Origin of the sequence: Myxococcus sp. CA040A, from assembly GCF_013336725.1 — a bacterium.
In the GTDB taxonomy this organism is placed as follows: domain Bacteria; phylum Myxococcota; class Myxococcia; order Myxococcales; family Myxococcaceae; genus Myxococcus; species Myxococcus llanfairpwllgwyngyllgogerychwyrndrobwllllantysiliogogogochensis.
Genome location: NZ_JABUMR010000010.1, coordinates 173,288 through 185,463 on the forward strand (window position 1 = coordinate 173,288; position 12,176 = coordinate 185,463).

The following is a 12,176-nucleotide window of genomic DNA, read 5'->3' on the forward strand; positions in this document are numbered from 1 at the left end:
CGGCATGAAGCCCACCGCGACACGTGACGGGAACCGCCCCCGGTCGAGCGCACGCGTGAAGACACCGTCGACTGGCAACGGCGGAGCGCGGACCTGAAAACAGAACGGCGGACGGGCTCGCGGCCCGTCCGCCCATTCACGTCACCGTTCAATCAGACGAGGCGCTCACCAACACACGTACTCTTTCTCGCCATCGAAGTCGCTCAGCTCGATGCCGCACCCACCGGTGCGCCACACGTTGGCGGGCTTCGGGGTCACCGGCACCTCGGTGACCGTCGTGGCCGTCGGCCAGAACTTGCGGCAGTAGTTGAGGTCATACACGTTCGCGCCCGTCGAGCAATCCGAGTCGGCGAGCCAACCGCCTCCCGGGCTCTTGTGCAGATTGACCTTGCCCCACCAGGTGGAGATGCGGCCGAGCTCGGGGCCCGCCTGTCTGCACTGGCAAGCGGGACGGGACTCGGTGCGTGTGATGGCGAGGTCCACGTCGAGGATGTCTCGCACCGAGCCGCGACGGTTCTTGAAATGGAGGCGCACGGTCTTCAGCTCGTCGGCCTGCGCGCCGTTGGCGCACGAGAGCGTGAGCGGAAATTCAGTGTAGGAGAACTCGGGCCCGGAGAAGGCGTCGGCCTCCCTGCCACTGATTGACAGCGTCGTCTCCACGCGCCGCGCACAGGGAACGGTGACGTTCGCAAGCGTGCTGTACTGTGGCGGCGTCTCCCAGGTCGGTGCGCTGTGTTTGACGAGGAAGTTGCGCGACGCCTCCTTTCCGCCGATGCGGAATTTGAGGTCAAAGTTGCCGACGGCCCCCGAGACTTGACGCGCACGAAGCATCTTCACCGAGACCTGGCACGGCGTGACCGCGCCCTCCGTCGCTTCCACGTGCCCGAAGTTCAGGTTTGTCAGCGTGGTGCGCGTACCCAGGTCGACGACGTGCTTCGGATTGCTCGTGTTGCCACCGAACAGCTTCACCTCGGTCGTGGTGAAGAACGTGTCTTGCGTCGGCGGGCACGTGAGGTTGAGGCTGAACTGGCTGTTGCCTTTGTCATTGCGACCGATTCCGAAGAGGAAGTCGATCTCCTCGAGCCTGACGGGGATGGTCTGGCTCATCGTGCCGCCGTACGGCACGTTGTAGGTCGCGATGGGGCTGGTGTACCACTGGCGAAGGTCTTTCGAGGTTCCCTCGCGGATACCGAACGCATTGCTGAGAGTCGGCATGGGGATGTCCACCACCGGGAACCCGGGGGGCGACACTTCGCCGAAGAATTGGCCTTTGCGATCAAACGCAGGCGAGTCGCGGTGGGTGAGGCTTTCGAGGAAGAGGTCGAACTTGCACGGGACGGTCGGCGTTCCGGCGGGCGGCGCGCAGGCCGGCGCGGTCCCGAGGTCGGTGGACGTCGCGCAGCGGTTGCCCACGCGGGCCTCGACGGTGAAGTCGGCCTCGTGCTTCACGCGCCCACGCCTGTTCTTGAACTGCATCTTCTGCGTCATCTTCACGGGCGCCCCGCCCGGACAATTGAGGGGCAGCGTAAAGGTGACCGAGCCCTTCTCATCAGGCCCCCAGCGGTCCTCCTCGGTCGCCGCCACGGTCACGTTCACGAACTTCGTCGAGCCGCACGGGACGGGCACGGTGGCGACCGTCTTGTTGATGCCCACCTCGTAGCCGACGGGGAGCTTCTCCGGTGCGATGTACTTGTCCACGAGTTCCACCTTCCCGGCGCCCGCGTCGACGGTGATGTTTCGGACCTCCATGCGGCGGTCAAAGGCAGATGCCGAGGTCGGCTTGAAGCTGATCAGGCGCACTTCGTAGGCACAGTCGGTCGTCCTCCCGTTGCCCGATGCGCATGCGCACGACGAGTTCGTTTCCACCGACGGGATGTCCGACGGCGCGAGGGAGATCACCTCCGGGGGAGTGAGCGGCGTCATGGTATTGGTGCTGTCGTCCGCATCGCCCGGGTCGTCGGTCGCCGAGGCACAGGTCGTGCCGTTATCAAGGCAGGTGTAGACGTCGGACTCGGGCGTATTGCAGTCGTCCTGTTGGTCCCAAATACCCGTGGCGCTGGTGCAGAGGGTCGGCCCCTCGTAGCAATACGCATATTCGGTAGGGCACGGCATCGTCGTGCCGTTCGCCGAGGCGCACCTGGCGATGTCACACTCGGTTGCGCAGTTCACCTCGACGCCGCTCGCGGTGTAACAGCGGGCCGGCGGGCAGTTCTGCGACGCATTCGCGCTGCTGGCGCAGTGGACCGCGACGTTGTTGATGTCGCGGCAGGTGACCGCCCCGCAGCCGGAGATGCAGTCGACCGCGGCGCCGGACGGGTTGTAGCAAGACACCGCCGGAAGCGTGGACGGAGTCACTGGGGGCGCGGGAGGAATGGTGCCGGTCGAGTTCCAGGCATTGGCGGGCTGATTGTTGATGGCCGCCCAGAAGCGGGTGTCCATCGGGACCACGCCGTTTGCCCACCAGTGCCAGCCACCCTGTCCGTCATGGAACTCGGCCATCCGGAAGCCGGCACCGAACTGCGACGCGCAGAGTGCATCGGCGGTGGCCCGCGAGCCGAGCACCGACCCGGCGAGCGGCGCCGTCAGCTTCACCTCACCCGCGGCCCAGCCATTGTAGAAGTCCACGACGAGGCCCGCGGGCACGGGGCGACCGTCCTGGCGGAGGCAAAGCATGGGAAGGAGGGTGTCGATGGTGGTGTCACCTGAGTACACGTTGGTGATGTCATCTCCACCCACGAGCGTGAGGTTCGGCCGCTGCTCCAGGAGCCGCCACGTCATCGCGCGCCGATAGTTCGAGGAGAGGCCCTGGAGCTGGCTCCCGGACGTCTCCCCCTCGCGCGGCTTGATGGATGACTCCGCCAGCGTGTCTCCACCACAGCCGGAGAGCCCCACGCCCAACAACGCCAGGATGAGTCCCATCCGCCTCGTGGACGAGACGGTTTGCTTCTGACCATTCATGAAGGTGTGTCCTCTGTGCCCGGGAGTCACACGCGCTTCGCGGTGTTCTCGGATACTCTTGAAAATGCCCGAGCCCCGGGAGGTCGCGCGCTTTCTTCGCCGACCCTTGCTTTCAAGAGGCGTCCACGTCGCCGTGGCAGGCATCAGGCCGTCCGGCGGGCTATCATCACGCACCCACGTAAAAGCCCCGTGGCACCTTGCTGGCGCCACGGGGCTCGCGCTTCCTTGATGTTGCCGGGCGACTGGCTAGCGCAGGGGCTCGATGACGTAGATGAGCGTCACCTTCGCCTGCACCGTCTGCTCTTCCGGCTGGATGGGCGTGGTCCCTCGGGCATCCGCGGACTCCGCCATCGCGAAGCGCGCCGGGTACATCTGCGGCGGCTCCGTCACCGTGCTCGCGTCCACCACCGCGCCCAGCTTCACGTTCAGCGCCGCCGCCAGCACCTCGGCGGACTTGCGCGCGCGCGCCACCGCCTGCCGCAGCGCCTCACCCTGGACCGCGTCCTGCTTCGCCAGCCCAAAGCGCACCTGGTCCACCCGGTTCGCCCCCGCCGCCAGCGCCTGGTCCAGCAAGCTCCCCACCCGCGAGAGCTCCGTGAGGTGCACGCTCACCAGGTTGCTCACCCGGTACCCCTTGAGCTTCGGCTCCGTCTCGTTCGGCGCCGGGGGCCCGTAGTCCGGGTACACCGAGTAGTTGCGCGTCTGGATTTCCTTCCGCGCGATGCCCGCCGACGTCAGCGCCGCAATCACCTTCTCCATCTTCTTCGCGTTCTGCTCCCCCGCAGCCTTCGCGGTGGCCGCCAGCGTCTCCACCGCCAGGTCGATGAAGGCCTCGTCCGGCTGCGCCTTCACCTCGCCCGTGCCCTCCACGCGCAGGGTGCGCACGGCCGGGTCCAACGGCGGGCGCGGCGCGGACAGCGGCTGAGGCTGAGCGGAGGCCCCCAGCGCGGTGAGCAGCATGGCGGTGAGCAACATGGAACGGATGGGTCGAGCGTGAAGCATGGCGCCTCCTGGGGCGGGATTCCGGTACGGCGGGTGTCGTGATGACGCTGCCTTACTCCTCAGGACGGGGCCTGCCACCCAACATTCACGCCCCTTCACGGCACCCGCCCTTCACGGGAGGACGGAGCACCCCCCGCCCTCCCGCGAGCGCGGACCTCACGGACTCGCGGCGTCCCCTGCCTCGTACCCGGGGGCCGGGGGCTTCGGCGTCTTCTCGCCGCGCCCGGTGACTTCCCGCACCTTCGTCGTCGCCTTGCGGCGCGCGGCCCTCAGCGCATCACGGCCGATGTCCATCACCGCCGACACCGCGCCCGCCACCAGGTTGGCCGGCGGCGTGTCCGGCGCCATCGGGTGCGGCCGGGTGGGGGCCGCCTGCTTGGCGCTCTCCAGCAACCCGCCGAGCTCCCGCAGCTCCTGTGGCCGGAAGGCCTTCTTCACCTCGGGGAAGAGCGTGCCCTCCTCCTCGAGCACGTGCGCGCGCACGTTCTCCATCAACACGTACACCTTCGCATCGAAGCGCTCCGCCTCCGCGGGCAGCTCGTCCAGCTCCGACAGCACCCACTTCACCACGTGGTGCTCCTCCAGCGAGCGCAGCACCTCCTCCTTCATCGACTCCGAGCGCGTGCGCACCGCCGGGTAGAACACCTGCTCCTCGATGGCGGCGTGCACCGACAGTTCGAGCACCATCTGCTCCACCAGCTTGCGCTTGAGCTTGTGGGCATTGGCGCCCGCCTTCTCGAACCTGCGGAAGAGCTGCTCCACCGTCTTGTGGTCCGTCTTCAGCAACGCGATGGCATCCATGCTTGATTGCCTCCCTGGGGTTCTGGGGGCCGCGCATCCCCTCCATGGAGCGCAAGGCTCCAGGCGCGACATGTCCTGGATGGTGGGGATGACCTCGCCCTGATGCCGAAGCGACGGGAGAATGGCCCGCTCCCCCGCGACCCCGACAGGCGACCCTGGAGACCGCTCCCCCTGAGAACCGGAGGGATACATCCGGGTTCGCGCGAGCCCACCCTGGAGGCCTCGCCCCCCTGACAGGGAAGCACCGTGCTCAACGAGGGAACCGGATGCTCCTGGTTGACCCTTGGCCAGGCTCCGCTGTCCTGGCCGCCGTCGGGGAGGCGACGTGCCGACCGCCCCCCAGTCCAATCCCACGCGGAACCACCTCTGCTCAATCTCCGTCTCGGCGCCAAGGGTGGTGGGCCCGCTGCAGTTGCGGGACGGGGAGAGGGGAACGCAGTGAACACCGTGATGAATGATGCTCAGCGCGTGCGCGTAGCCCGGATTGCGACCGAGGCCGAGGACATCTTGTCGTACGAGCTGGTCCCGGAAGAAGGTGGCGAGCTGCCGGCTTTCGAGCCCGGCGCCCACCTGGACGTGCGCGTTCCCGGCAAGGACTCCGCGCTGCGCTCGTACTCACTCTGCAACGACGCGGAAGAGACGCACCGGTACGTCATCGCCGTGCAGAAGGATGCGCGGGGCCGCGGCGGCTCGCGCGCCATGCACGAGCGCGTGCGGGAAGGCGACGTCCTGGTGGTCAGCACGCCGCGCAATGACTTTCCCTTGATGTTCGCGCGCAGCTACCTGCTGGTGGCGGGCGGCATCGGAATCACCCCGCTGCTGTCCATGGCGCGGCAGCTCCAGCGCACCGGGGCGAACTACGTCTTGTACTACTGCGTCCGCGCCCCCGAGCGCGCCGCGTTCCGCGAGCTCCTGTCCTCCGCGCCGTTCGCGGACCGGGTGCGCTTCCACTTCGACGGGGGAGACCCGAACAAGGGGCTCGACGTGTCGGGGCTGCTGTCCACGCGCGGGCCGGGCACGCGGCTGTACTGCTGCGGCCCGACGGGGTTGATGAAGGCCGTGCGCGAGGCCTCCACGCGCCACCGCTGGCCCTGGGAGAAGGTCCACTTCGAGTCCTTCGGCGCCGAAGGCAACAGCGTCGCCCTGGGCAAGGAGGACACCGACTTCGAGGTGACCATCCGCAGCACGGGTCAGGTGCTCAGCGTGCCCAAGGGCCAGTCGGTGCTCAACGTGCTGCGCCGCAATGGCCTGCGCGTGCCCAGCGACTGCGAGGCCGGCTCCTGTGGCACCTGCGTCACCCGCGTCTGCGAGGGACAGCCCGAGCACCGCGACACCTTCTTCCAGCAGGAGCCCGCCGGCGATGAGCGCATGCTCATCTGCGTGTCGCGCGCTCGCTCCAAGCGGCTGGTGCTGGATTTGTGACCAGGCGGGCTCGGGCCACCTCGGCCCGAACCAGCGCCCGCAGGGCCTCCGGGTCGAAGGGCTTCTCCACGCGCGGGTTCTCCACCCGCTCCAGGAAGGTGCGTGCCGTCGGAGTGAAGGCCCCTCCGGTGATGAACACCACCCGCTCCGCCACGGCCGGCGCCGTGCGCACGAGCGCCTCGTAGAGGTCCATCCCCGTCATCTCCGGCATCATCAGGTCGCACAGCACCACGTCGTAGCGCTGGGGTTCGGGCGCCACCAGTCGCTCCAGCGCCTGCCGTGCGCTCACCACCACGTCCACGTCGTTCTCTCGCGCCAGCGTGCGGCGGATGGCCCCGCTCACCAGCGCGTCGTCGTCCACCACCAGCACCCGTCCCCGGACCGGCGGCGAGGTCTCGGCTCGGACGGGCTCCGTCGTCACCGATGGCGTCCCGATGCGAGCGCCGGCGTCGAGAGGAGGGCTCGTCGGCGTCCGGACCAGGGGCTCCGGGGCCGCGATGGGAGCACGTGCCTCGGGGCTCACGCCACTCTCGGCGGAGAAGGGAGACACGGAGCCCGGGAGTCGTTCGGAGCCCGCGTCCATCACGAGGCCCGCTGCCGTGCGACGCGAAGCTGGGAAGCCAACGGGCTCGGACACCGGCGGGTAGCCCGTGGGTGAAGTATCGCGCTCCGTCGCCTGCCTGGCTCCGTGCGGTGACTCCCAGATGGTCGGGGAGCTCGTCGGTGAGGACGGGCGCTCCATCGCGGACCGCATGCCCTGCGATGACTCCGGCACCGTCGGGTAGCCCGTGGGTGAGGACGCGCGCTCCATCGCCGACCGCATGCCCTGCGACGACTCGGGCACCACCGGGTAGCCCGTGGGCGAGGCCGTGCGCTCCATCGAGGACCGCATGCCTTGTGATGACTCGGGCACCACCGGATAGGCCGTGCGCTCCAGCGCGGACCGCATGCCCTGTGACGACTCGGGCACCACCGGGTAGCCCGTGGGCGAGGCCGTGCGCTCCGTCGCGGACCGCATGCCCTGTGACGACTCGGGCACCACCGGGTAGCCCGTGGGCGAGGCCATGCGCTCCGTCGCGGACCGCATGCCCTGTGATGACTCGGGCACCACCGGGTAGCCCGTGGGCGAGGCCGTGCGCTCCAGCGCGGACAGCGTGTTCTGTGACGACTCGGGCACCACTGGATAGCCCGTGGGTGAGGACGTGCGCTCCCTCGTGGACCACGTGCCCTGTGCCGACTCGGACACCGTCGGATGGCCCTTGGGTGAGGTCTCGCGCTCTGTCACCGGCCTCGGCTCGGACACCGTGGCGTAGCCCGTCGGTGACGAGGGACGCTCCGTCACGGGACGCGCGAGCGGAGCGGACTCGGGGACTGTCGGGTGGCCCAGGGGAGACGACGGACGCTCCGTCACGGACCGCGCCCCGGGCACCGTCGGGTAACCCGTGGGCGATGACGGACGCTCCCGCGCGGACCTCGACTCCGACTCCGCCGCGCGCTCACCCGAGCCTCGGACCGCGGCCCACCCGCTCCCCGACACCTGCCCTCGCGCATCCGACAACGAGTCCCGCGACCGCCCCCGCGCCTCCGAGCTCAAGGCCGCGCCCACTTCCCTCGCGCGACGCAACGTCACCCGGAACACCGAGCCGCGGCCGAGCTCACTCTCCACGGAGATGGTGCCGCCCATCGCCGTCACGTACGCATGGCACAACGACAACCCCAGCCCCGTGCCCACGCCCACCGGCTTCGTCGTGTAGAACGGGTCGAAGATGCGCCCGAGCGACTCCGGTGAAATCCCGCTCCCCGTGTCGCGCACCTCCGCCACCACCCACCCGTCCGGCCCACCGCGCGTCACCAGGCGCACCTCGTTCTCCTCCGCCCGGCCCTCCGGCAACGCCTGCGCCGAGTTGATGAGCAGGTTCAGGAACACCTGCGCCAACCGCGCCTCGTTCCCCTCCACCCACGTCACGTCCCCGTAGTCGCGCACCACCTTCGCGCGCGGACGCAGCTCGCCCATCGCTATCTTCACCGCCGAGTCGAGCACCGCCCCCAGCTCCACCGGCCCCTGCTTCTCGTCGTCCGGCCGGGAGAAGGTCTTCAAGTCCCGGACGATGCGGCGCACCCGGTCCGCGCCATGCAACGCCTCGCGCAGCGCCTGCCCCACCTCGCGCAGTCGTGTCCCCGCGTCCCTCGCTTCTCCCAGCTCGCGCGCGAGCGCGTCCGACTCCTCGCTCGCGTGCTCCAGGTTCGACACGATGTACGCCAGCGGGTTGTTGATTTCGTGCCCCACGCCCGCCGCGAGCTGCCCCACCGCCGCCATCCTCCCCGCCTGGACGAGCTGCGCCTGCGTCTGCCGCAGCGTGCGCACGTTCGCCTCCAGCTCCTCATTCGCCCGCGCCAGCTCCCGCGTGCGCTCCTGCACACGCGCCTCCAACCACCGCTCACGCGCCTTCAGCTGCCCCACTCGCAGCAGGTACACGCTGACGCCCAACATCCCCAGCCCCAGCACGAACAACACCCAGAAGTCCGTGCGCTGCCACAGGCTCGGCTCCAGCAGCACGTCCAGCGACACGGGCTCCGTCCAGCCACCGTCCCGGCCCTCCGCCTGCACCTCGAAGCGATAGCGCCCGGGCCGCAGCCCCGTGTACGTCGCCCGGCGAATCTCCGCGCGCACCCAGCCGTCGTCGTGCCCCACCAGTCGGTAGCGGAACGGCAACCGCACCGCGTCCCCAGGTGTGAAGGCCGTGAAGCGGATGTCCAGCCGCGAACCATCCGGCCGCAGCTCCACCGGGCCCGTCACCGGCACCAGCTCGCCCTGCACGCGCACTTCCTCGATGCGCACCTCGGGAGGCTGCCGGCTCGCGCGCACCCGCACCGGGTCCACGACGATGGCGCCCTGGATGGTGGTGAACCACAGCCGCCCGTCCCTGCCCCGCCACCCCGACGGCTGCGTGTTCCCGTTGCACTCCGCGGTGCGCATCCCGTCCGTCTGGTCGAACCCCATCACCGCCAGCCGCGAGCGGCGCCCCTCCGCCACCTCCTCCAGCTCACGCAGCGACACCCGGGACACGCCCTTGTTGCTGCTCATCCACAGGTGGCCATCGCCGTCCGGGACGATGCTGAACACCGCGTCGTCGTAGAGCCCGTGCTGCGACACCGAGTAGCGCGTCCACGCGCCCCCCTTCCACCGCCCCAGCCCCGTCTCCGTGCCCACCCACACCGTGCCGTCCGCGTCCGCCAGCAGCGCCAGCACCACCTCGCCGGGCAGCCCGTCCTTCAGCGTGAAGCGGTGCAGGCCCTTGCCCTCCTCGAAGCGCCAAAGCCCTCCTTCGGAGCCCAGCCACACCGCGCCGGAGGCGTCCTCGGCCATGACGATGATGGGTTCCGTCGACAGCCCCTGCCGCTCGCCGAATACCGTGACGTCGCCGCCCCGCACCCGCGCCAGCCCCTCGCGCGTGCCGAACCACTGCGTCCCACGCGAGTCCACCAGGATGGATGTCACCACGTGGTCCGGCAGCCCCTGCACGCGCGACGACTTCGCGAAGCGCTGCCCGTCGTAGCGGAACGCACCCGCCTTGGAGCCCACCCACAGCGTGCCGTCCGGCGCCTCGTGCAACGCGGTGATGACCGGGTCCGTGCCTCCCTCGAAGTCCTCCATGCGGTGGATGCGCCCGTCGCGCAGGTAGAACAACCCGCCGCCCACCGTGCCCAGCCACACCGTGCCCCGCTTGTCCTGCAACACCGTGCTGACCGTCTCGTTGCTCAGGCCCTCCGGAGCGCCGTACGTGGCGAACGGGCCGTCGCGCAGGCGGAACAACCCCGAATAGGTGCCCACCCACAGCGCCCCATCCCGGTCCTCGAGCAGCGACAGCACCTCCGCGTCCGCGAGCCCCGCGCCGTGCAGCGGTGAGCTGAAGCCGTCGACTTCCCGCCGCACCAGCCCGCCCCGCCGCGTGCCCACCCAGAGGTTGCCCTGGCTGTCCGCCAGGAGCGCGGTGACGGTGGCCGGCAGCCCCTCCGTCGCCGTGAAGCGCGTGGCCACCACGCCATTCCACGAGACGAGCCCCGTCTCCGTCCCCATCCACAGCGTGCCGGCGACGTCCTGGAAGAGCGCCGTGACTTCCGGGCGCTCGTCGGGGCCCGGGACGGGAAAGGGCGTCTGCCGCACCTGCCCGCCCTCCAGCAACGCCAGGCCCGCCTTGGTGCCCACCCACAGCCGGTTGTCACCGCCCGCTCGCGCCAACGCGGTGACGAAGGAGCCCGGCAGACCGTCGGCTTCCGTGTACTGGCGCGCCACGCCTTCGCCCAGCGGCACCTGCCAGAGCCCACCGGAGGTGCCCACCCACAGGGCCCCCTCGCCCACCAGCAGTTCCTCCACCCGCACGCCCTCCAGCGGCGCGGAGGCACCGGGGGCGCGCTCGAAGCGGCCATCCACGTAGGCCACCAGCCCCTGGTCCGTGCCCACCCACAACACGCCGGAGGCATCTTCCGCGAGCGCCTTGATGGTGTGGTTGCGCAGCTCCGGCGTGTTGCGCTTGTCGAAGACGACGAAGCGCGCGCCGTCGAAGCGCACCAGGCCTTCCCACGTGCCCAGCCACACGTAGCCGTCCCGCGTCTGCGCCAGCGCCAGCAGGCTGTTCTGCGGAAGCCCGTCGTCGCTGCGCCACGAGTCCTGGCTGTACTGGGAGACCCATCGCTGGGGATCCAAGGCGAGGCCCGGCCGCGCCAGGACGAACCCGGCCAGCAGGACGAACCCCACGAACCCGCGCCAGATTGCGCGGAGCCGATGCCTCGAAATGCCCATGACGGCCCCAGTGTCCGGCAGAATCGACCGGGAGGCCAAACCTCGGGCGTTCACCCACAGTGGAACGTTGGCCGTTAACGGCCTCGGCGACAGCGGCGGGGGACCACCTGCCCCCCCACGACATCCAAACTTCCCCCCGCCGCTGTCGCCTCGTACGCCACCACCGCCGGCACCCGAGAGCCGTGCTCCCGGATGACCGGGGTCATGGCCCAAGCGCTCCTCGCTTCGAGACCCCGGTGGTGGGTGGGGTCTCGCCGCATCGCGCTGAACCCAAGATGGGAGCCACCCCTGTCTCGCGCCACTGCGGGAAGAAGACAGCAGTCACGTCCCACGGTCGCCCCAGGGCACCCCCTGGGCGGTTGTCCTCCCGCCCGGCGCCGAGCCGTGAAACACCCCGAGCCCGCCTGCTCTCGCGGTGGCTTTCCGGACGAAGTCCAGGTGGCGGACGAAGGTGCATGACCCCCCGAGGTCGCCGAACGTCTATGCTCCGCGCGCCGAAGAGCGAGGGTGGATGAGCGACGGGGCGTTGTTCTCGACGGACACGGTGAGCACCGAGGCGCGGTACCAGTGGCACTTGTGGACCGCGGACCTGCTGGATGTGGCGACGTCGGCCCTGGTCGGCTGGGCCGCCCTGCGCGCGATGGAGCACGAGCGGACGCCGGTGGCGATGGTGCTGGCCATGGTCCTCTCCTGGCTCGCGTGGTCCGCGGTGGGCGGTATCTGGGGGCGGACGCTGTGGCGGCAGCTCCTGGGCGTGCGGCTGGTGCGCAACGCGGGGGCGCCGGGCGCTCAACGCGGCCTGGTCCGGGCCTTCACCACGCCCGTCGACCTGTTGGTGGCGCCCGTGCTGCAACGCCGGCCCTTCGACACGATGCTCGGCCTCTACGCGGAGCCGGTGACGGCGGGCGCGGGGGCCCGGCTGAAGGGAATGGCCCCGCAGCTTCCCTGGCTGGCGCTGCTGGCGGGCGCGGTGTGGCTGCTCGTCACCCCCACGCGCGCGGAGATGCTCAAGTACCTGGGGAGCACGTTGACGGGCTGGCACTGCTGCCACGGCACGCGGGACGTGACGTGGGAGTGCCGCACGTCACTGAACCGCGCGGTGCGCGAGGCGAACTCCGGCCGTGAGGACGTGCGCGCCGTCGTGGCGGACTGTCCCGTGGCCTCGGAGCGACTCGCGAGGCCGTGAGCCGGA

6 protein-coding genes are annotated in these 12,176 nt (G+C 70.1%); 2 read left to right on the forward strand and 4 right to left on the reverse strand.

Going from position 1 to position 12,176, the window contains the following annotated elements:
- Nucleotides 1-165 precede the first annotated feature (165 nt).
- The 3 genes from HUA75_RS37805 to HUA75_RS37815 form a co-directional block, all read right to left on the reverse strand.
- On the reverse strand, nucleotides 166-2,643 hold the full coding sequence (locus HUA75_RS37805; protein ID WP_174489196.1) for a hypothetical protein: 2,478 nt from the start codon (nucleotides 2,641-2,643) through the stop codon (nucleotides 166-168).
- A 561-nt stretch (nucleotides 2,644-3,204) separates the two neighbouring features.
- The gene (locus HUA75_RS37810) at nucleotides 3,205-3,960 is read right to left on the reverse strand and encodes an SIMPL domain-containing protein (RefSeq protein WP_174460540.1); all 756 of its coding nucleotides are present in this window, start codon (nucleotides 3,958-3,960) and stop codon (nucleotides 3,205-3,207) included.
- Nucleotides 3,961-4,116: 156 nt separating this feature from the next.
- Nucleotides 4,117-4,761, reverse strand: a complete 645-nt coding sequence (locus HUA75_RS37815) for a hemerythrin domain-containing protein (protein ID WP_141645650.1) — start codon at nucleotides 4,759-4,761, stop codon at nucleotides 4,117-4,119.
- 450 nt (nucleotides 4,762-5,211) lie between these two features.
- Here HUA75_RS37815 and HUA75_RS37820 point away from each other — a divergent pair, with 450 nt between their 5' ends.
- Nucleotides 5,212-6,183 carry a PDR/VanB family oxidoreductase gene (locus tag HUA75_RS37820; protein ID WP_141645653.1) on the forward strand — a complete coding sequence of 324 codons (972 nt, stop codon included), beginning with the start codon at nucleotides 5,212-5,214 and terminating at the stop codon, nucleotides 6,181-6,183.
- On the opposite strand, the gene HUA75_RS37825 is transcribed toward HUA75_RS37820, so the two are convergent.
- Nucleotides 6,134-10,984: a two-component regulator propeller domain-containing protein gene (locus HUA75_RS37825; RefSeq protein WP_254627984.1), complete on the reverse strand. Its 4,851-nt coding sequence runs from the start codon at nucleotides 10,982-10,984 to the stop codon at nucleotides 6,134-6,136. The genes HUA75_RS37820 and HUA75_RS37825 overlap by 50 nt on opposite strands.
- A gap of 511 nt (nucleotides 10,985-11,495) precedes the next feature.
- On the opposite strand from HUA75_RS37825, the gene HUA75_RS37830 reads away from it, so the two are divergent.
- On the forward strand, nucleotides 11,496-12,170 hold the full coding sequence (locus HUA75_RS37830; protein WP_174489197.1) for a hypothetical protein: 675 nt from the start codon (nucleotides 11,496-11,498) through the stop codon (nucleotides 12,168-12,170).
- Nucleotides 12,171-12,176: the final 6 nt, after the last annotated feature.

Coding starts and splice junctions, on each gene's coding strand:
- HUA75_RS37810 (WP_174460540.1), bottom strand. CDS start 3,960: ATGCTTCACGCTCGACCCATCCGTTCCATGTTGCTCACCGCCATGCTG.
- HUA75_RS37815 (WP_141645650.1), bottom strand. CDS start 4,761: ATGGATGCCATCGCGTTGCTGAAGACGGACCACAAGACGGTGGAGCAG.
- HUA75_RS37820 (WP_141645653.1), top strand. CDS start 5,212: ATGAATGATGCTCAGCGCGTGCGCGTAGCCCGGATTGCGACCGAGGCC.
- HUA75_RS37825 (WP_254627984.1), bottom strand. CDS start 10,984: ATGGGCATTTCGAGGCATCGGCTCCGCGCAATCTGGCGCGGGTTCGTG.
- HUA75_RS37830 (WP_174489197.1), top strand. CDS start 11,496: ATGAGCGACGGGGCGTTGTTCTCGACGGACACGGTGAGCACCGAGGCG.